This is a genomic window from Idiomarina sp. A28L (assembly GCF_000218785.1).
Taxonomy (GTDB): domain Bacteria; phylum Pseudomonadota; class Gammaproteobacteria; order Enterobacterales; family Alteromonadaceae; genus Aliidiomarina.
Map to the genome: position 1 here is coordinate 109,889 of NZ_AFPO01000020.1, position 21,028 is coordinate 130,916.

Annotated in this window: 14 protein-coding genes and 1 tRNA gene; 3 read left to right on the top strand and 12 right to left on the bottom strand. The window is 43.4% G+C overall.

The genetic code is table 11. The annotated features are described in order from the left end of the window. The first annotated feature begins 214 nt into the window (after positions 1-214). On the top strand, positions 215-1,234 hold the full coding sequence (locus A28LD_RS12315) for a thrombospondin type 3 repeat-containing protein (protein ID WP_007420449.1): 1,020 nt from the start codon (positions 215-217) through the stop codon (positions 1,232-1,234). A gap of 78 nt (positions 1,235-1,312) precedes the next feature. Here the strand turns inward: A28LD_RS12315 and A28LD_RS07365 are convergent, their stop codons facing one another. The 5 genes from A28LD_RS07365 to A28LD_RS07390 form a co-directional block, all read right to left on the bottom strand. Then, positions 1,313-2,866 (bottom strand): Ppx/GppA phosphatase family protein, encoded by a 1,554-nt coding sequence (locus A28LD_RS07365; protein ID WP_007420450.1) that lies wholly within the window; start codon positions 2,864-2,866, stop codon positions 1,313-1,315. Between the two features lie 11 nt (positions 2,867-2,877). Next, on the bottom strand, positions 2,878-4,938 hold the full coding sequence (gene ppk1, locus A28LD_RS07370; protein WP_007420451.1) for a polyphosphate kinase 1: 2,061 nt from the start codon (positions 4,936-4,938) through the stop codon (positions 2,878-2,880). A gap of 807 nt (positions 4,939-5,745) precedes the next feature. After that, positions 5,746-6,396 carry a DUF429 domain-containing protein gene (locus tag A28LD_RS07375; RefSeq protein WP_007420452.1) on the bottom strand — a complete coding sequence of 217 codons (651 nt, stop codon included), beginning with the start codon at positions 6,394-6,396 and terminating at the stop codon, positions 5,746-5,748. Positions 6,397-6,562: 166 nt separating this feature from the next. Continuing rightward, positions 6,563-7,673, bottom strand: a protein-coding gene (locus A28LD_RS07380; RefSeq protein WP_139043548.1) for an IS3 family transposase whose coding sequence is annotated in 2 segments (ribosomal slippage) — positions 6,563-7,421 and positions 7,420-7,673 — 1,113 coding nt in all. Because the reading frame shifts where the segments join, the coding sequence is not laid out codon by codon here. Between the two features lie 955 nt (positions 7,674-8,628). After that, positions 8,629-8,705 (bottom strand) — tRNA-Val (locus tag A28LD_RS07390). 245 nt (positions 8,706-8,950) lie between these two features. Here A28LD_RS07390 and A28LD_RS07395 point away from each other — a divergent pair. Next, the gene (locus A28LD_RS07395; RefSeq protein WP_139043549.1) at positions 8,951-9,388 is read left to right on the top strand and encodes a hypothetical protein; all 438 of its coding nucleotides are present in this window, start codon (positions 8,951-8,953) and stop codon (positions 9,386-9,388) included. Between the two features lie 37 nt (positions 9,389-9,425). On the opposite strand, the gene A28LD_RS07400 is transcribed toward A28LD_RS07395, so the two are convergent. Next, a complete protein-coding gene (locus tag A28LD_RS07400) occupies positions 9,426-12,128 on the bottom strand; it encodes a cation-translocating P-type ATPase (RefSeq protein WP_007420457.1) in 2,703 nt (900 codons plus the stop codon). Between the two features lie 4 nt (positions 12,129-12,132). Further along, on the bottom strand, positions 12,133-13,416 hold the full coding sequence (locus tag A28LD_RS07405; RefSeq protein WP_007420458.1) for an acetyl-CoA hydrolase/transferase family protein: 1,284 nt from the start codon (positions 13,414-13,416) through the stop codon (positions 12,133-12,135). Positions 13,417-13,557: 141 nt separating this feature from the next. On the opposite strand from A28LD_RS07405, the gene A28LD_RS07410 reads away from it, so the two are divergent. Continuing rightward, positions 13,558-14,760 carry a S41 family peptidase gene (locus A28LD_RS07410; protein WP_007420459.1) on the top strand — a complete coding sequence of 401 codons (1,203 nt, stop codon included), beginning with the start codon at positions 13,558-13,560 and terminating at the stop codon, positions 14,758-14,760. A gap of 88 nt (positions 14,761-14,848) precedes the next feature. Here A28LD_RS07410 and A28LD_RS07415 read toward each other — a convergent pair whose 3' ends face one another. The 5 genes from A28LD_RS07415 to A28LD_RS07435 form a co-directional block, all read right to left on the bottom strand. After that, positions 14,849-16,342 (bottom strand): class I adenylate-forming enzyme family protein, encoded by a 1,494-nt coding sequence (locus A28LD_RS07415; RefSeq protein ID WP_007420460.1) that lies wholly within the window; start codon positions 16,340-16,342, stop codon positions 14,849-14,851. A 51-nt stretch (positions 16,343-16,393) separates the two neighbouring features. Beyond that, on the bottom strand, positions 16,394-18,067 hold the full coding sequence (locus A28LD_RS07420; protein WP_007420461.1) for an isovaleryl-CoA dehydrogenase: 1,674 nt from the start codon (positions 18,065-18,067) through the stop codon (positions 16,394-16,396). A gap of 47 nt (positions 18,068-18,114) precedes the next feature. Next, positions 18,115-18,561, bottom strand: coding sequence for a thioredoxin TrxC (gene trxC / locus A28LD_RS07425; protein WP_040487142.1), 447 nt, complete (start codon positions 18,559-18,561; stop codon positions 18,115-18,117). A gap of 30 nt (positions 18,562-18,591) precedes the next feature. Next, positions 18,592-18,984 carry a hypothetical protein gene (locus tag A28LD_RS07430; protein ID WP_139043550.1) on the bottom strand — a complete coding sequence of 131 codons (393 nt, stop codon included), beginning with the start codon at positions 18,982-18,984 and terminating at the stop codon, positions 18,592-18,594. A gap of 211 nt (positions 18,985-19,195) precedes the next feature. Next, positions 19,196-20,977 (bottom strand): sensor domain-containing phosphodiesterase, encoded by a 1,782-nt coding sequence (locus A28LD_RS07435; protein ID WP_007420464.1) that lies wholly within the window; start codon positions 20,975-20,977, stop codon positions 19,196-19,198. Positions 20,978-21,028 lie beyond the last annotated feature (51 nt).

A 21,028-nucleotide genomic window follows, 5' to 3' on the forward strand; every position in this document is an offset into this window, starting at 1 on the left:
CAAAGCATAATCCTTAAAAAAATATACATTTTTTATGTTTATATAACATCTATCATAGTGGCAAAGTATACAACTTAACCTATTTTAATATGAGGCTAGCTCTTTACTTAGCCTCACACTTATAGGTGAAGGTTACCGAATTGTAACGTGGTCATTCGGAAGCTATTACCGATTTAAAACTCAAATATGACCATTACATACTGAAGGTAACACCATGATGAAGATCAATTCATTCCTCTTACCCGTTGTCTCCGCTGGCATGTTAGTTTTTGCTGCTCAGGCTGATACGGTTTACACAAGCGATTCATCAGTAACAGCGTATGACCCGATTTTTCCGTCTACCGCTTACTCTGATTGGGTAAATCAAGCCTGTACTATCAATCCTGACGTTGGGCTCGATGCAGATTGGGAAAACCCTCATCCTAGTTATCAGTTCGGCACTAACGTTCACCCATGGCAATCAGGCTCGTTTTTAAATGCTCAGTGGATAAATGCTTGGAGTGATATTAACGCTCGCGGCCCTCTAGGTCAGAGCTGGACGAAATATTCTACCGAGATTTCAGGGCAAGGCGAGTTTGTGCTCGACCTTCTCGCTGATAACTGCTCATGGATTTACATTGATGGTACGTTAGTTGGCTTTCAGGCAGTAACCAGCCTAGCGCAGAAATATCCGGTGACGTTAAACGGTGATCATACTTTAGATTTTTTAATTTTTGACGGTGGTGGATTAGCTGGCGGAATGTTCCGTCTCGAAACGAATACCGGAACTGTATTCGTGGATTCAGATAATGATGGGTTAACAGATGCTGAAGAAGCTCTGTATGGAACGGATCCACTTAACCCGGATAGCGATGGTGATGGTTTCACTGACGGCGAAGAAGTTGCTGCGGGCACAGATCCTAACGATCCAAATGATTTCCCAGTGTTCGATACAGATGGTGACGGAGTTTGGGATATTGATGATGCATGCCCTAATACCTCTGAGGGAGTCCTTGTAGACCAATTCGGGTGTTCAGGAGTGCAAAACATTGCCCTCGCTTGTTCATGTGAAGGAAGCGATGACAACTCTCCGTGGAAAAATCATGGTCAATATGTTAGCTGTGTAGCTAAAGCAAAAAATAACGAGGTAAATAACGGATTGATAACCGAAGCTGAAGGCTCTGAACTTGTGAGCGCCGCGGCACAAAGTTCGTGTGGCAAGCGCGACAATGGAAATAAAGGTAAAAATAAATAAACTATTTTTACTAGGATATCCTTTTGAAAGCCGAGCTCCAGCTCGGCTTTTCATTGGAATTCTATTAAGGCGCTAACGCTAGTTAGGCACTTTTTCAACAACATAGAGTGAAAAACCAAGTTTTCCGAATTGGCGTTTCTCAAACTCTAAATCTTCCATTAATACTTTATCCGCTAGAGCAACATCAGTTAGCGATATTCGCAGCGCAGAGCCGTTTACCGAGATATTCGTAATCGGTGATAAATGCTGACGATCGTTATTGAATACAATAGCTAAGCGCAGAAGCACTAATAACGCTAGAACTTTTGATGTTTCAAATAGGGTAAAAGGAGGAAATGCTCTCGGATCAATTTTTTTCCGAAAATAACGCGCCAATAGAGCAGTAGCTTGCTGTTCTTCACGGTTAAAACCGGGCATATCCGTATGCTGCAATATATAACCGGCATGTTTGTGGCGGCTGCTAAAGTTAATATGAAATCCGATTTCGTGCAGTAGCGCCGCCCAACTCAGTAAACGGCGAAATACTTTTCCCTTTAATTGCCATTCCTGTTTTACTGCCGATAGAAGCTCGAGCGCTGTTGCTTGCACCCGTGCCGCTTGATCCGTATCCACACTATAGCGCAACGCCAAGCTATCGATGGTGCGCTGCTGTACGTCTTTGTCTTCCAATACCTGTTCCGCCAGCTGATAAAGTACCCCCTCACGCAAGGCGGCATCATGAGCATGAACCTCGCTCACGCCTAACTCTTCCATCACCGCGATAAGAATTGCGATACCGCCGGGGATAATAGCCGCCCTTTCCGTTTCTAAACCGATAAACTCCGGCGAATTAATATCAATAACCGAAATACTTTTCGCCTCAATCAGCGAATCAACCAAAGAATATAATTGCTCAAGTTCAATTGTATCCGCAGCATTATTAAAACGGCTAGCGCACCAACCACTCAAAGCTTTAATGGTGCCGGAAGTGCCATACACCTTGCCTGACGCAAAGGGCCGAAAATCGGCTTGCATGGCTTCAAGCTCACGCCGAGCAGCAATGATAGATTTATCAAAACGCTTACGAGTTAGTTTACCTCCGGCAAAGAAATGTTCCGTGTAAGAGATACAACCCATACTTACAGAAGCAACAATCTTCGGATAAACTTTATCGCCAGCTGCGAGCTCGGTGCTACCACCACCGATATCAATAATAAACCGAGAGCTATCCATCGCGGTTGTTTGCGCTACGCCGTGATAAATTAATCGTGCCTCCTCGTGCCCGGAAATAATTTCAATGGGAAACGGAAAGATAGCTTTCGCACGATTCAATAAGATATCGCTATTTTGTGCTATGCGTAGCGTATGGGTTGCCACCACGCGAACTTGCTCAGGGCTAAACCCTTGCAATCGTTGCGCGCAACCTTGCAAGGCGAGAACTGCACGTTCAATCGCTTCTTCGGTAAGAATACCGGGAGCTTTCAAACCTGCGGCGAGCTGCACTTTTTCTTTAAAACGCAGCAATGGAAGCATGGTTCCTTTATCAAACCTCGCGGTTAACAAATGAAACGAATTCGACCCCAAATCTAACGTGGCGAATTGCGGAGCGTCCTCCGGCATAGCGGTAAATGCAGGATCTGAAGGTTTAACCATTAAATGTGTACCTATTCCGGAGGTATTACTGCTCGCATTTTTGCGGCTAAATAATTGTAGATTTCAATTTGGCTACGCACTTTTTTCTTGTTACCTCGGGTTACATATTCGTTGCGCTGCTCAGCATCGATTACCCTTGCTTTGCAATTATCTTTCCACTGCAGTTGCACAATATCCATAACTTGTTGCTTGCTATCTGTATCTTCTAGAGGGCACGCTACCTCAACTCGATGGTCGATATTACGCGTCATTAAATCAGCAGATGAAATGTATACTTTGTTACCGCCATCTTGATGAAACCAATATACGCGAGGATGTTCCAAGAAGCGATCAACGATACTGCGCACTTCAATATTCTCACTTAAGCCTACAACACCAGCGCGCAGTGAGCACATTCCCCTAACGATGCAGCGAATTTTAACGCCCATACGGCTGGCTCTGTAAAGTTGCACAATAATAGCTTCATCTACTAAATTATTTACTTTCAGGAAAATCTCAGCGCGTTTACCCTGCTGAGCATTCTCAATTTCAGTTTCAAGTAAAGCAACAAAACGCTCGCGTAAATTTACTGGTGAGATCATCAACTTATTGAATGAGTGACGTAAATAAGGAGTATCCAAATAAGAAAATACGCTTTCTACATCGCTACAGATACCCGGATTACAGGTCATTAGGGCGAAATCGGTGTAAACTTTTGCAGTTTTCTCATTAAAATTACCAGTGCCTATATAAGCATAACGGCGAATATTGTTGCCTTCTTCGCGGTGAATTAAGAATAGTTTCGAATGCACTTTTAAACCGGAGATTCCGAATACTACGTGCACGCCCGCATCAGTTAACTCCTTAGCCAACTCAATATTAGCTTCTTCATCAAAACGAGCCTGCAATTCTATGGTTACCTTTACCTGTTTGTTGTTATGCACAGCTTCCATTAACGAGCGCATGATTCGAGAGTGTGGAGCTACTCGATATACACAGATTTGAATTTTCCGAACCGCGGGATCGTAAGCGGCTTGCCGCAATAATTCAGTAACGTGAGCAAATTTATGGTATGGAAAATATAGCAGCACATCACGATTAGATATCACATCAAAAACATTACTATCGCGAAGAAACCTCGGGTGTTCCAATGTTTGCAAACTTGGGTATGCTAACGATTTGCGGCCCAAATTTGGGAATTTTTGATAATCTCGAGTGTTTCTATAACTACCCCCGGCTACTCGCGAATCATATTCGTTCATATGCAGCTTTTTACTCAGAAACCGCAGCATCGCTTTAGGCATTTCTCTATCATAAACTAAGCGAACTGGATCGGCTTGTTCCCGTTGCTTGATACCCTCTTCCATTCTCTCAAGCAAGCCTTGGTCAATATCATGAGGCAAACGATAATCAGCATCGCGCGTGAGCTTAAAGGAAAATGCACGTATCTGTTCGCAATCAAACATCAAATGCATCACCTGCCCCAAACACATAGCGATAATGTTATCGAGTAAAATAACATCTTTGCGCCGTTTGCTTTTGTTGTGCGGTAAACGTACGAATCGCGAAACTTCTTCGGTAGGAACTTCTATTGCAGCGTATAGAACTTCCTTTTCAAAACTCATCTCAACACCAAAGTAGATGCGATCTTCTTTCAAATGCTTTAATAAATTTGATTTCGGCGAGATGATTAGTGGAATAATATAGCGCTTAATTTTATCGTGAAAATAGCTAACAACCCAATCGCGCTGGGTGTCTGAAAGCTGATGCTCGCCTAGAATAAAAATATTTTTTCGCGCTAGCGAAATCACAACATCTTTTTGTATTTCATCAAACTTGAGTTGTAAGGCAATTACTTTATCTTGAATCTGCTTTAGTAACAGTTGCGCCGATTCTATCTCTTCCGCGTCTTTAGCGAAAAATATTTTTCGGCGTACATCAGCCACTCTAACTTGGAAGAATTCATCCATGTTGGCCGAAAATATCCCCAGAAAACGCACACGTTCAATTACCGGAACCGTTCGATCAGCTGCTTCCTGTAATACCCGCTCGTTAAACGATAACCAGCTCAGTTCTTTAGCAAAAAACTTCAAAGATGAATCCCCTAGCAGTAACAAAAAAGCACGCAATACAAGCGTATTAGCGCACCGCTACGCTATAGAAGTTTTATGACGTTTAAATGACAGGGAGCAAAAGCTAATACGAAAATCAGATACAAAAAAATCCCGCAACACAAGAGTGCAGCAGGATCTTTGAAATTATTGGTGCGTCCTAGTGGACTCGAACCACCGACCCCCACCATGTCAAGGTGGTTAAGAGTGTTTTACATTATTAGACCTCAATGGACAATGATTGCAACTCATTGTTATTAATAATATTAATTAAGAATTGCAACTGTGTATTTTAAAGTCGAACAACGTACTTTATCTCGGTCACAATCTTATTTGGTCACAACTTTCTGACATGAATTCATGCATTTAGTCTAACGCTGATAAGCATCAACTCATTCTTATCTCAGCAGTTATCATTCAATTTTCACCGCATAAGCAAGTATATAACAACTGAGCTATACAGCCTCAAGAAGTCAAATCTGCGAAGCTCTAAAACGTGACGTGTTCAGATTATCTCTATCTTTATTTCTTTATGGCTTTAACCATCAAAAACCTGCCAGAGATACCGATGATAGGGCTTTACTGAACAGTGCCCTAAGTATTGAACAGATCTCGGATTATTAAACCGAGTGTTCATTACTGCACCCAACGTGCATTATTGCACCCAATGTGCATTATTGCACCCAACGTGCATTACTGCACCCAATGTGCATTACTGCAGCGCCTTTTCATGCTCGTGTTTAGAAAATATTAAGAAGTGTTCATTGAGAGTTTGTGATGTAGCCGTCGTTAGGTGATTAACTCCCATGGCATCCAATAATTGGGTTCGTAGGCACCCGGAACAATCATCGATTCTTCCTCCATTGCAAGGTTACGCCATGCCTTATCAGCTCTTGCCGGCAACCAACTTGCAATACAGCCCAATATAGCGTCTCGCTCATGTTCGGAATATGTGCGGCCGCTTGGTTTTATGTAATTAGAAAAATGTTCAACTGTCACATTAGAAGGTTGAACAACTGAAGAGGCTAGCCCGAGCAAAAACAAGAATGCTTTCGGGTGACTTTCATTGATACTGGCTTCGGGAAAAGACTCAGCTATTAATGAGGCAATCATGGCTCCCTGAACCAAACACGCGCCACGCAAGGAATTAATCTGTTGAACTGTCCCACTAGGACTCCGAGCACCCAATAGCTTGATTGCATCTCTCACTTTCTTATCTGCAGCTCGCCCACCGTTAGCGACCCAAAATAGAGGCGCATCAATACCGACAGCAATAACGTCATCTGAATCTGATATATGTTGCCTTACAGCCTCTAGTGCCCCAACCGCATGATTCGCATTGCCAGTTTTGTGCACAACAAGGCATTCATCGCTTTCAGAGGAAATAGACCAGCCAAATTGCTTTTCACCGCCCGGATCAAAACCTAGATAAAGATTCATTTATGACACCTATCGTCTCAGTTCTAAGGAATTTTAGTGAGTTGAATCGCCGCGTTTTGCAACATTAAAAAGGTGTGAGAATTGAATATTCTTCAACGATTTTTCAAAATAGTATCTCTGCAATGCCACCATATATTTCGTATAAAATATTGTAAACATCCCCCGGTTAGTGCCACACATTTTTAGAGGTCTGTTCGTTCGTTTTTACCAATCGATACTCTGACGGTGTCAGATTACCAAGTGATTCATGTCGCCGCTCATCGTTATATTGTGGCAACCAGTTATCTGTTATGTCTCGAACTTCTCTCAGGCTTCTGAATACATAGTAATCAAGTACTTCATTTCGATAAGTTCGGTTAAAGCGTTCAACATATGAGTTCTGGGTCGGCTTTCCAGGTTTAATAAACTCGAGGTGAACTTTGTTTTCCTCTGCCCATTCAGCTAATGCGATTGATATAAACTCAGGCCCATTGTCCATGCGAATCTGCTTTGGATAACCACGCCATGCTGCGAGACGGTCTAATGTTCTGATAACCCGTGCTGCCGGTAAGTTTAAATCAATCTCTATCGCCAACGCTTCGCGATTAAAGTCATCCACCACATTAAAGGTTCGGAAGCGTCGGCCGCAATACAATGCATCACTCATGAAATCTACAGACCAGCTTTGGTTTAAAGACTCCGGAACAGCTAACGGTTCAGGGTTGCGACTTGGAAGTCGCCTTTTCCCTTTTCGTCTCATGTTTAGCTTTAATGCACAGTACACACGGTGCAAGCGTTTATGGTTCCAGCGATGACCTGCTCGGCGGAGCACATGAAAAAGCTTTTTAAACCCATAACGAGGGTAGCGTTCAACCGCCGACAGTAGTGCTTCGATAACCTCGTCGTCTTTGCTGGTATCAGGTTGATAAGTGTAAACGGAGCGGCTTAGATTCAGTGCTTTGCAACTCCGCCTGACACTCAAACCGTACTCTGATACTAGATAATCGACGGTTTCGCGCTTGGCTGCCGGCGTCAGAGCTTTTTTCAATAACATCCTTGAGCGCTGTATTCTCAAGTGCCATATCGGCATACATACGCTTAAGCTTGGAGTTCTCTTCTTCAAGTTCTTTCAGCCGCTTGATGTCCGAAACTTCCATGCCGCCATATTTCGATTTCCAGTTGTAATAAGTCGCATCAGCAATGCCGTACTCGCGGCAAACATCTTTCACTTGGCGACCTGATTCAACTTCTTTCAAAACTTTAAGGATCTGTGTTTCAGTAAAACGTGATTTACGCATTATCTTGTCTCCGTGGTTAAGGCTATTATCCACAGACACACTAAAAAATCACTGGTACTATTTTAAGGGATGTTTACAATGCTAACGATGAGGAAAAATGCCACTAGAGAAAGTATTCCGTTAGTAGTCTTAAAAGCTTCCCGGAAGTTCTTTATTATCCGATCCGCATCAGGATAATTATGATTGTCCATACTAAACCTCAACTTATTGACTTCATTACAATGGAATCTGAACTTGTTTTTCAGTTCGTTGTTATTTCATTCATAAAAATCCAAGATTTAAACCTGAACTTCATATCCACTGAGTAAACAGTTAAACCTCTAAAGCCAGCATTACACCCATGGTTCTATTATTCTAGAATCATAATATATGAATCTTTATAATCTCTCTAGACAACCTAGCACCTCAAAGTTGAGTACCTATGGAGCGCTTTGTAACTAACCCATAAGATAATACATCTCACACGTAGAATTTCTTTTAAACTAAAACAAAGGAGTTTTACGATGAGCAAACGCATGACAGAAAGCCAGACCGTGGCAATTTCAGAAGAAGTCAGAATGCTCGTTATCAACTAGAAATAAGCAAGTAGAAACTGATGAGGTAGGCTCTTCCCTGTGGAATACTATCTGAGCAGGCTCAATAATAGGTTCTTTTTGCCAAATCTCCGTGGCGCAAAAAATAATCAGTGATTTAAAGCTACTAAATCATCAGAAATTAAGCAAGTAGTCGATGCACAACTAGCAATGAGGAGTTTAAGGATGCGCTTATCTATTTCTAGATTTCTGTGAAGGTCGAGAAAGAGTTAAAGGTGGTAAACGATATCTGAAAAATACGATGGTCACGATTTGGTCACGATTTGGTCACGTTTTTTAAAGTGCAGAAAATCACATCTAAACCTAGAGAGCAAGTGCAGGGCTAAGTAACTGATTTTAATTGTTATTTATGAAGATAGAATTGGTGCGTCCTAGTGGACTCGAACCACCGACCCCCACCATGTCAAGGTGGTGCTCTAACCAGCTGAGCTAAGGACGCACATTTGATGCTCACGAGTGTGAGCGGCGGGTATGATAGTGCCACACCCAAAAAGCTGCAAGTTTTTTTGCCCTTTTAGGTGCTTTTTTATGGTGAAAAGTATATAAATTTATCAATTAATTTAAATTTACTGGGGCTCAGCTGTGGGATTCATCAAAAAGGCATTTTCGGCGTTGTGGCGCTCTTTAGTAACTCTTATTGTTACCCTGTTTGCATACATATTTATAGCTTTTGGCTACGATTCCATGGAAAGCGACAAAGCACGTGTTGAGAATTTTGCTCAACTAGAACAACTCTTCGATCGCTATATTATTAACCCAGAATATCAGCCCACAGAACTCACCATTCAGTATGTAAATTTACACGATGAATATTACACACATAGCGCGAATACAGAGTATCAGCGCTATTCATTCACTTTTAATTATCCAAGTGATTCGCGTTACGCTTCAGCTCGGGAGGTATTTAGCTACGAACTTCCCACTAGTTTCCAGCAAACCCCTATTTTCTCGCTTACCGATGCACCTACAATTTATGCCCTCAGCCCGCCAGCACAGTTCGATCATGAAGAGGAAAAAGCAACTGGCCTTGGCTTCTTCATATTTATATTCGTCTTAATCGCTTTTCCATGGCTTGTCTTTGTTATTTGGTTATGGCAAGGGCACAATGCAACGGCTAAATAGAGCTTTAGTGAAAGCGCCAGGTATTAACCGCTAAGTACTAGATGTTTTTCACAGAGCGCTTTGACCGCAGTATCTTCTCAAACTCCAAAACTGCGAATATCAAGATACCAACGGCTACACAAATCAGGCCATGCTCTATTGCGAGCCCTTCGGTTGCAAACAAACGCTGCATAAAAGGTGTATAGGTGAATATGAGCTGCAAAACAAACACGGTGCAAACCGCAAGCAAAACAGAGGGTGTTCCGCGAATACCCTTAAGCGAAAATGATTTTCCGTGTAAATAACGAACACTAAATAGATACCAAACTTCCATAGCTACTAAAGTATTTACCGCCATAGTTCGGGCATAACTTTCGGAAAACCCTTGTGCTAAAGCCCACTGAAAAACGCTAAAAATACCTAGGGTAAATAGTATCGAAACCATAATTATGCGCCAAAGTAGCAACCGCGAAATTAATGGTTCTAAAGGATTTCTGGGCGGCCGTTGCATGGCTCCTGGCTCACTCGGTTCGAAAGCAAGTGCTAATGCCAAAGTAATCGAACTCACCATATTCACCCAGAGAATTTGCAAAGGCAGAATCGGCAACGTAAAGGCGAATAATAAGGCTAATATTATGGCAAGCGATTCGCCACCATTAACCGGAAGCAAAAAACTAATCGCTTTTTTTAGGTTATCGTAAACAGTACGCCCCTCTTTCACTGCGCTTACAATCGTGGCGAAGTTATCATCAGTAAGCACCATTTCACTCGCTTCACGAGCCGCTTCCGTTCCCCCTAGCCCCATTGCAATACCTACATCAGCGCGTTTTAGTGCTGGCGCATCATTCACACCATCACCTGTCATTGCCACCACTGCACCATTCTTCTGTAAGGCACTTACTAAACGTAATTTGTGTTCTGGTGTTGTTCTAGCGTAGATGTTTACTTTGCCAATAATTGCAGCGAGCTCATCATCACTAAGGTTATCGATATCAGCTCCGGCTAGCGCATCATCAGTGTTCTGAAGCCCAAGCTGAAACCCTATTGCTCTTGCCGTACCCAGGTGATCGCCGGTAATCATTTTTACCTGAATACCTGCTTTCTTACATTCTATAATAGCCTGCTTGGCTTCCTCGCGTGGCGGGTCTATTAATCCGGCAAACCCTAAGAACTGCGCATCATGCTTAATATTTTCAGGTTTGATCTTTGCATAACTGCTATCAACGAGTTTATAGGCAAAACCCAACACCCGCATACCCTGCTCTGCCAAAGTATTAATTTGCTGATGTAACTGTTCGTGTTCATTTTCACTCAGGTTTACCATGCCGAGAACACGCTCTGGAGCACCTTTTATAAGAATAATACGCTGATCACTGGTTAGTGCTTCTCGAGGCTCTGCATCTCCGCTAAAAAGAAAGCCAGCATCGTGCAAAGTAGCCATATATTTATGACGTGCATCGAATGGAATGGAATCAATACGTGGCGCGGAGCGAAAAAGCTGCTGATAATCTAAACTTGCTTTACTAGCAGTAACAATAAGCGCTCCCTCCATTGGATCACCTACTACCTCCCAAGCTTCATTCACCTCTTTTAACTCGGAATCGTTACATAAAACCCCAACCTGTAACAGCTTCATTAACTTCGTATCAGCGTTAGTTTCAGAGTATTTAGAGTGCGAAAACTCCCCCCCTTTGGTGTAGCCACTACCAGAAATCTCCCACATCTCATTTCCAGTAGCGATTTTTGCCACCATCATCTCATTGCGCGTTAACGTGCCAGTTTTATCAGAACAAATGGTAGATACCGCACCCAGTGTTTCTACTGCAGGAAGTTTGCGAATAATACTTTTCCGTTGGGCTAGCCGAGTTACGCCAATAGCTAAAGCTACCGTAAGAATCGTTGGTAATCCCTCTGGAATTGCCGCCACAATAATACTTACAACGGCCATAAATAAATAAGTAGGATCATCACCACGTAGAAAGCCAAGTAAAAATACGAGCAAGCCTATTCCAACTACAACTAACGTAAGGTACTTGGCGAATTGCGCCATTTGTTGGATTAACGGCGTAGTAATAGTAGTCACTTTGTTTAGGAGCCTATTGATACGGCCAAGCTCGGTATCACTGCCCGTTGCCACTACTACACCAATAGCTCTGCCTTGCGTAACCAAGGTACCAAAGTAAGCCATGTTGTTGCGGTCAGCCAAAACCGTTTGGTTATCAAGAGCGCCACTAGCTTTCTCTACTGCAACTGATTCACCCGTTAAGGGCGCTTCTTGAATAGCTACACTATGGGTGCTTACTAGACGCAAATCAGCGGGTACTTTATCGCCAGCATCAAGTGTAACGATATCGCCAACCACCAAATTACGAGCGGGAATTCTAATGTTTTTACCAGAACGACGAACAGTGCACTGAATTTTCAACATTTTTTGAATTGCATTCAGAGCTTTTTCAGCACGGCCCTCCTGATAAAAGCCGATACTCGCATTCACCAACACAACTACGAATATAACTGCCATATCTAGCCATTCAGCGAGTACTCCGGCAAGTAGCGCAGCCACGATCAACACATAAATTAAGAGATTATTAAATTGTTGGAGAAAACGCTTCCAAGCTGGCACTGCAGCTTTTGTGGGCAGTTCGTTAGGCCCATTTTTTTGGAGTAGTTGTTCAGCAACCTCAGCACTCAAGCCTTCATCAAACGAAGTACTGAAGTGTTGATAGGTTTCCTTCGCTGATTTCTCATGCCAAGCGGCCATTTAATTATCCTTTAATGTATAAACCCCAATCATTTCTCGCTTCACGCGCTAACCGTTCTTGGAATTGCGGTGCCGCTATCTTTATAAGCTCAGCGGCGCGTTCACTCATGCTCCGAGCTCGCAGATTAGCTACACCGTACTCAGTAACAATATAATGCACATGTGCCCGCGTAGTAACTACGCCTGCGCCTGGGCTCAACATTGCACTAATACGCGATATTGAACCTGCTGCAGCGGTAGACGGTAATGCAATTACCGATCTACCACCTTCTGATAAACTCGCCCCGCGAACAAAATCCATTTGCCCACCTACCCCAGAGTAAATTGAAGTGCCGAGCGAATCAGCACATACCTGGCCGCTTAAATCTACTTGCAAAGCACTATTGATCGCCATTACTTGGGTATTCTGGCGAATCACCGAAGTATCATTAGTATATTCCACATCGAGGAAAGCTACTTCTGGATTATCATCAACAAAATCATAAAGTGCTTGGCTACCCATCGCGAAAGTAGTAACAATTCGACCGCGATGCTTACGCTTCTGGGAATTATTAATTACACCTGATTTAACTAATGGTAGTACACCATCAGAAAACATCTCGGTATGAATACCCAAATCACGGCGGTCGCCTAAACACGCCAAAGTTGCATCCGGAATTGCACCAATCCCCATTTGTAAGCAATCACCATCACCAATTAAACTGGCTACATTTCTGCCAATTTGCTCGGTTACCTCATTTTGCTTGGGCTTAACGTGCAATGGCAACGGCGCACTATGTTCAAAATAGCGGGTGAATTTGTTTATATGTACGAACGAATCACCATGTGTTCGCGGCATTTTCGGGTTGATCCAAGCAATTACCTTACTTGCCATTTGTAACGCAGCTCGCGTAGCTTCAACTGAAATTCCTAAACTACAATAACCATGAGCATCCGGCGGTGAAACCTGAATTAGAACGGCATCTAAATGCTGTTCTTTGGAACGAAACAGCTTGGGTATCTCCGATAGAAACATGGGTACATAATCGGCTAAACCTTGCTTTACTGCGCTCCGTGTTGCCGCGCCCACAAAAAATGCTCGTTGCCGAAGATGGCCTTGTAAATCTGGGCTACATAACGCAGCGCTTTTTTCAGTATGCAGTTGCAGCAAGGTTAAATTTTGCCGGTCCATAGCTACCGTTGCTAATGCATCGAGAATTAAATAAGGCGTTGCCGCCATTGATTGACACCAAATTACATCGTTATCCGCAATTGCAGAAACGGCTTCAAGGGCTGAATTCACCCGCATTTTAAACTCCTTATTCACGCAAACCAGCTGCGGTTGGCAATTACCGCCCATTGAGCGTTTTAACTTTTTTTAATTTATTCGTGATTTTACAGTTCAAATTGGCTATATATTAAACAACTAACAACAAAAAGAGTAACTATCATGAAAACATCCACTCTTACGGCTTTAGCGCTTACCCTTCCCGGATTCTTACTTATATCTGGGTGTGTTGATACCCGACCAATGTATGAACGAGCAGCCATGCAAAGTCTCGCAAATGCCGCAAATTCCGCAGTTCCCGGCGGTAAAGCTCAGCCGGCTTTAAACGTTGATGAAATGCAGCACTACCATGCGGTAGTTGCTCACTATAAATCGTGGGCAAACAACATGGAAACCTTCAATACCAGCAATGCTATTCCTTGTGATATAGATCAAAACACTGCCTACATTATTGCGCAGAATGTTCCTATGAACGTAACCAAAAGCCTTATGCGAACCGGCGATCGAAGCCTTAATAGAACTAGCACCATGTCGCCTATTTCAGCACACCTTATCTCTGGTGAGTGTAATGAGGGTAAAATATCAGGGCCATTTGAAGCGATTGTGCAATACAGCATGCAAATTCGTTTGCCGAATAATACCCAGCAAAGCGTAACCTACAATGCTCGCATTGCAGGAAACTTAAACGACAACGTTCAGCGAGGGCAGTGGCAATCTATATCTAGCGTGCGTAGCCAATCTGAATATTTCGGTAGCGATCAAACGACTTGGTCGGCACAACGATATGGTTTCGAAAATAATCAAATTGCAGGTACACAAATAACCTACGCTGAGTTTCCTCAGCTTAATAGTATTACCGTTACGGATAGCCCTTATAATAACGAAATGCGCAGAGTAAGAACCTTTACAGGTAGCAACTTAAGTAATATGTACACCACTTTCCAAGGGGCCATTTACGGGTGGTTTTACACTTATCATAACAACCAAGTACTAGCCACTTCTTGCATGTGGCAAAATCAAAATATGGCTGAATCAGTTTGTTATCGCTTTTCTGTCAATTCACCACTTAGTGAGTTCGTAGGTATTGGCATTATTTTACCGCCCGATTTGCGTGGGCGTTTTCAGGTGCATGGTTTGTTTCACCCAAGTTCTGCTTCGAAAGAAGGTTTAACTGTAGGCGATACAATATTGGCAATTAATGGCGTGGCGCTCACCGAAATGCACGATACCACCTACGTACAAAGCAATCTGCGTGGGCCCGAGGGAAGTACGGTTACGGTTACCGTTCTTACTGAAGGTGCTATACAAAGCAAAGAAATAGAATTAACTCGCTCACGAATCAGAAACCCAACATTGAGTAATTAGGTGCTAAATTGGCACTAGCACATACGATAGAGCCGCCACTTCAATTATACGAATTGGCGGCTCCCTAGTTTATTCAAGCTGGCTTTACCTAAGAATTCATAGCTCGTAGTTCGTGTTTTAGCACTTTACCATTTGCATTATGAGGAAGCTCTTGCATTACCTCAATGTGCCGAGGAATCTTGTAATCAGCAAGCAAAGGCTTTAAATGCTCTTTTAAGCTAGTTTCAACGTTAATTAACTCAGCTTTTAATACCACACATGCTTTCACTGATTCTCCCCATTGCTCATGAGGAATCCCAATTACCGCGGCCTCAAGAACCGCCGGGTGCTTAGCAAGCGCATCTTCGATCTCGCGAGGATATACATTTACGCCGCCTGAGATAATCAAATCTTTCTGCCGATCTTTGATCCAATAAAAACCATCTTCATCGCGAATAGCAATATCGCCCGTACGCAGCCAACCATCACTAGTGAATGTATCTGCTGTGGCTTCCGGTTTGTTCCAATATTCAAGCATTAAACCTTCACCTATAATCTGCATCTCGCCCGGCTCATTATCACCCACAGGGTTGTTCTCTTCATCGACCAACCGTACTTCAGTAAAAATAGCCGCACGTTTACCTACAGAACCAGCTTTTGATGCATGCTCTTCCGGCAAAAGTAATGAACCAGTTGGGCCCGCTTCCGTTAGGCCATAAACGCAATAAAAACGTTCTGAATGGAATGCTTTTTGCGCCAGTTTCGCATGGTCGCCAGCCAGAGGCCCGCCACCATAAATCCAATGTGTCATTGAGCTGAGATCACGATTAGCTACATCCGGATGTTGTGCTGTTAGCAAATACGCCACCGGCGCGCCAAAGAAATGCGTTGTGCGCTCTTTTTCAACTAGATCAAGTAATAAATCTGGCGTAAATGTGGGTGCTATCACATGCGTACAACCTACTATGGTGCCACCCACTAAGGAAAGATTTAAGGGTGCTGAGTGGGTAAAAGGCATTAAGCTTAATAGACGGCTTTCCGGTTGATAATGCATTTCCACCGCGAACATCATACCTACATGCAATAATGCAGAATGATTAAACAAAACCCCCTTTGGCCGACCGGTAGTTCCCGATGTATACAACAGGCAACAGGGATCTTCTGGGTCACTATCACACACAATAGCATCTGCAGGTAAGCCATCAAGCATAGCATTTACATCATCAAGCCAAAGCGAAGCGAAGCCATTTTCGTGAATTGGTTTAATTGATCCATCGGTATGCATGCATGTGATTGCCAACCGAGCACCGCTATCGTCCAATATATATTCCAACTCAGGCGTTGCTAATCGAACATTAATCGGAACCACAACAGCACCAAGGCGCTGAATTGCGAAATAGCTAACTACAAAGGCGTAACAGTTTGGCAGTAACAGAGCTACCCTATCACCATCTTGAATACCCTGTTCATCGCGCAAATAACTCGCTAGTTGATTAACGTGAATATCAAGCTCCCCCCAAGAGTGACGTGAGTTTGGTGTTATTACCGCCTCATTACGCGTGTATTTCCGACCATTTCTGGCCACATATCCTGGGATATTCATAAGTTTCCCCTCTCGTTATTTTTAATTATTAGTTGAGTGAGTGTATCGATATTAAAGCTGCACTCTCGCACGGTTAATAATAGCTTCACAATCCACATTAATTGGCAGGTTGCCGTAATTCAAACCCGTGTGTCCAGATAAGCGCCCTGCGCAGAAGCCTTCAGCCACAGATTGCGGGGCGTGCTGCAGTAGCAAAGCCCCTTGCAATGCAAGAGCCATCCTATCGGCGATGTTACGCGCTCGATACTGTAAATTACTCGAATCCGTGAAGCTGTTTTTTAAATCGGCCATAAAGCTATCAAAGCGCCGGTCGGCACCCTGAGCTCGTTTTAATTCTTCAAAATAAGCATCAAGAACCTCAGGTTCTTTATCTATCGCACGCAAAATATCTAAACATTGCACATTACCACTACCTTCCCATATTGCGTTTATCGGCGATTCTCGAAACAACCGTGCCATAATGTGAGTTTCCATTACGCCAGTACCACCAACTACTTCCATAGCCTCATAAGAATGATTTGGTGTGCGTTTGCATATCCAATATTTGCCAATCGGCGTTGCAATTCGTGATAGCAATCGTTCATGCTCGTTGTCTTGATTATCCATCGCCCGAGCTATCCGCATCATGTAAGTCATTGCAGCTTCGCTTTCAAGAGCGAGATCCGCGAGAACATTTTGCATGAGCGGTTGTTTGCTCAAAGTTTCTCCAAATGCAGCTCGATGATCGCAATGATGGATAGCTTGCACTAACGCTTGCCGCATACCCGCTGAGGAACCAATCATGCAATCGTAGCGAGTCATGGCCACCATTTCGATAATAGTATTTACGCCACGCCCCTCCTCCCCAACCATCCAAGCTAGGGCACCACGCAGCTCAGTTTCACTAGATGCGTTGGCAACGTTACCCATTTTATCTTTCAGTTGCTGAATCTGTAATGGATTTTTACTTCCATCTGGGCGCCAGCGTGGCAACAGAAAGCAGCTCAAGCCCGATTCTGTTTGCGCTAACACCAAAAAAGCATCGCACATAGGAGCAGATACAAACCACTTGTGCCCCACTAATTCGTACGCTTCACCCGCTCCGCCTTTACCTAACGGGTATGCGCGAGTTGTATTACGGCGAACATCAGAACCACCCTGTTTTTCTGTCATTGCCATGCCAATGGTTAGCCCTGCTTTTTCGTTCTCCGGCACATTTCGTGAATCATAGTGAGGCGCCATTATTCGAGCCCCAAACTTGGTTAATAATTCGGGTTGGTGTTTTAGTGCAGGAATAGCCGCAAATGTCATGGTAATCGGGCAGCCATGTGCCGCTTCAACTTGCGTATGCATGTAATATTTTGCAGCACGCGCTACATGTGCTCCAGATTTCGGGTTACTCCACGGGCTGGCATGCAAGCCATTCTCAATGCCTATTCGCATCAATTGGTGATAAGCAGGATGAAATTTTATTTCATCCACGCGATTGCCATAACGATCATGAGTTCGAAGCTGCGGCTTCTGCGCATTTGCATCAAATCCAAGTGCTATAGTTTCACTACGACCAGCCAACTCACCGAACTTTGCAACATCAGCCAAAGCCCACTCGGCTCCCTCTCTCACTAACGCCTCTTGTAATGCATTATCCGCCAAAAAAACATTGTAGTTTTCTAGAGGCTGCGGCTGATTCTCAACCTCATGCGTACTTGCTAGAAAACGGTCGACCTTAAATGGCTTATTCATCATTGTTTCCTCTGCAAACACTCGGAGCGATCTCAACAGTTATGCAAACGTTACCAGCCCACGCCACCCAAAACTTCTTCCAACCATTTATGTAATTGCTGTGGAGACATAGCACCAGAAACCCGCGCCAGCTCTTGTTCGTGATGAAAAATAGCTATTGTTGGAATACTCCGAATATTATAACGCTGGCCCAAAACCGTTTCGTTTTGAGTATTGGCTTTTACAAAGCGTGCTCGTTCCGCAAAAGGTGCCGCAACCATTTCAAATATCGGTGCGAACTGTTTACAAGGCCCACACCAAGGCGCCCAAAAATCTACCACCACGGGTAGATCGCTGCTCATATGTGCCTTCAAGTTATTTAAAGTTAAATCAAACGGAACACCGGTAATTAATTTTTCTTTACAGGCACCACAATGAGGGTGTGCTGACAGTTTTTCTTTTGGAAATTTATTGCGCTGCCCGCATGCTGGGCAAGCCACAACCACGCTGTTATTCATATATCCCCCGCACAACACAAATCGGAAAAGTTAAGCACTCCAAATACTCCAGATTAAACCTGCAACTGCGGCAGAGATTAATAACAAAATATAGAAGAGTGCAGTGATACTGTACTTAATAAATGTCACTAAAACGGATTGTCGATAGAAGCGCTTTTGTGCCAAAAATAGATAAACCGGTAGCCATATCCAAAGCACATTTACCACCCATGGTAATGGCCACGTGAGCCAACTGCTGATGCCATATTTTACCAAGCTTGAATGAAATAAATTAATCGCCAATATTGCCAGCAGAGATATCAGCATAAAGGCATGAGTATGCAATGCCAATACTACGTGCTCAATGTAGTAACGCTTGCTACCGATATACATTAACTTCAGAAACAGTGCGAATATGGGCACACTGATGACAAAAAGGTCCATTGAGTTCGGTATTACAATTCAAACACAAGCGCTGATTGTCGGCATCCATACTAACGCTTCTTTTCTTCATTGCGGAAGAACCAAATAAGATAACCGGCAATCAACGCGATAAACGCAACCGGGATAAATACGAGCATCAGTACTGGCAACAACGACATTCAACTACTCCACATTTTAAATATTTAGCATGCAACTAGAACACCATAAGAACTTAAGCATTACTCAACCAGAGTTTGGCAAATTCTTCGGCTGGCACAGGTTTCCCGCGCAAAAAACCTTGCATACAATAACAGCCCATATCCTTTAAAAGCCGCTCTTGCTCTACAGTTTCTACGCCTTCCGCTACTGTATCAAGCCCTAATGCATTAGCCATAGCAAGAATCGTAACTACAATTGAATGTTGATGATTACCGGGCTGCATATATTGAATAAAAGACCGATCAATTTTTAGCACCGAAATTGGAAACTGGCTTAAATATGAAAGTGAGGAATAACCAGTTCCAAAATCATCCACTGCAATGATAAAACCATTGTCATGCAAACGCTTTAACTGCTGCATTCCCTGATGTGGATTTCGCATCATAATGCTTTCAGTTAACTCTACTGCGAAAATACCACGGGGAAGCTCTGAAACCTTATCAATTAAATAGTTCGCCATGAAGGGATCGTCAAATTGGCGAGCAGAAATATTCACGCTTAGCGTTCCCTGAAACGTTTTATAATCTCTAAGCCAGCTTTTAAGTTGTGCCACCGCAGTACGCACCACCCAATCACCCAATAAGTGAATAAGGCCACGATCTTCAGCTAAAGCGATGAACTGCAAAGGCGATACAGCTCCTAATTCCGCGTCATTCCATCGGCATAAAGCTTCAGCACCGCAAAGTTCACCTGTTCTTACATCAAACTGAGGCTGGTAATATAATTCTAAGGTTTCTTCTTGCAACGCTAACTTTAAACGCTCGAGCATGTGCTGTTCATTTAAAAGCTCTTGGCTCATTGAATCATCATAAATTCTGCTTTGCGTTGTTACCGTTCTAGCATGATTTAAAGCGATACTTGCCCGTTGTAATAACGAGCCTGGCATAGTTGAATCGGATGGGTAATGAGCTGCGCCAATTCGAACACTAACGTTAAACAAACGATCTCCGGCAAGTAACGGCTCATGGAATGCAGCTTTTATATTTTCAATTGCTTGTGGCAGCAACCCTGGGCGAACAGCAGGTAGCAAAACACCAAATTCATCGCTACTAAAACGGGCAACAAAATCTTTTTCTTGTAGGAATTCACGAAGCCTTTCGGCTACCGCCGCTAACAATGCATCGCCAACTCCATGGCTGTAAGTATCATTTACTTCTTTGAAGCGGCGTATATTTACAACTAATAAACTTAAGCCTTCTTGATTCGCATCAGCCTTGTTAATTTCATTTTCTATCTGCTGCATAAACGCAGTTCGATTCGGTGCCCCCGTCACTGGATCGGTATACGCAAGCTCCTGCACTCGGCGTTCATTAGTTCGCCGCTGCAGCTCGGAACCTATCTGAGCTCCGGTGATACGCAATACTTCTCGGCACAACTCAGTATCCTCTATTGGCGTATTAGCCATAATCGCAATTAAACCAAGTTTATTGCCTTTTCTATCGATAATGGGAAAACCAAGATAGCTTTCAATACCGAGCTCAACCAGCATCTTATCTTCAGGAAATGCTGCGGCTACTTTTGAGGGATAAACGCATGCTTCACGGGCGGATACTTTTTCACAGGGCGTGCCCGCAAGTGGATAATTGATATTCTCAGAATGCTGACCATTGGAAAAGAAAGAGCGCACACTGGCTGTTTTGCCATGTTCCTCAACGCGCGCTATAAGCACATGCTCAACGCAGAGGATTACAGAAAGCCTCTGCGTTAGGATATCGAAAAACTCTTCTTGTTCACTCATCGTGAACACATCGGCTAATCCTTGAAAAACCGAATTGGTAACATTGTTACTGGGCATATTTATCTCTCATCGAGAAAACCTAGTTATCGAACAACAAAGTGCCCAAGG

What these genes read in the sequence shown, in the direction of transcription:
- A28LD_RS07415 (WP_007420460.1), bottom strand. Translation starts at nt 16,342, where the DNA reads ATGAATATCCCAGGATATGTGGCCAGAAATGGTCGGAAATACACGCGT.
- A28LD_RS07365 (WP_007420450.1), bottom strand. Translation starts at nt 2,866, where the DNA reads ATGGTTAAACCTTCAGATCCTGCATTTACCGCTATGCCGGAGGACGCT.
- A28LD_RS07395 (WP_139043549.1), top strand. Translation starts at nt 8,951, where the DNA reads ATGGAAAGCGACAAAGCACGTGTTGAGAATTTTGCTCAACTAGAACAA.
- A28LD_RS07435 (WP_007420464.1), bottom strand. Translation starts at nt 20,977, where the DNA reads ATGCCCAGTAACAATGTTACCAATTCGGTTTTTCAAGGATTAGCCGAT.
- A28LD_RS07410 (WP_007420459.1), top strand. Translation starts at nt 13,558, where the DNA reads ATGAAAACATCCACTCTTACGGCTTTAGCGCTTACCCTTCCCGGATTC.
- A28LD_RS07420 (WP_007420461.1), bottom strand. Translation starts at nt 18,067, where the DNA reads ATGATGAATAAGCCATTTAAGGTCGACCGTTTTCTAGCAAGTACGCAT.
- trxC (WP_040487142.1), bottom strand. Translation starts at nt 18,561, where the DNA reads ATGAATAACAGCGTGGTTGTGGCTTGCCCAGCATGCGGGCAGCGCAAT.
- A28LD_RS07430 (WP_139043550.1), bottom strand. Translation starts at nt 18,984, where the DNA reads ATGGACCTTTTTGTCATCAGTGTGCCCATATTCGCACTGTTTCTGAAG.
- A28LD_RS12315 (WP_007420449.1), top strand. Translation starts at nt 215, where the DNA reads ATGATGAAGATCAATTCATTCCTCTTACCCGTTGTCTCCGCTGGCATG.
- A28LD_RS07400 (WP_007420457.1), bottom strand. Translation starts at nt 12,128, where the DNA reads ATGGCCGCTTGGCATGAGAAATCAGCGAAGGAAACCTATCAACACTTC.
- A28LD_RS07405 (WP_007420458.1), bottom strand. Translation starts at nt 13,416, where the DNA reads ATGCGGGTGAATTCAGCCCTTGAAGCCGTTTCTGCAATTGCGGATAAC.
- A28LD_RS07375 (WP_007420452.1), bottom strand. Translation starts at nt 6,396, where the DNA reads ATGAATCTTTATCTAGGTTTTGATCCGGGCGGTGAAAAGCAATTTGGC.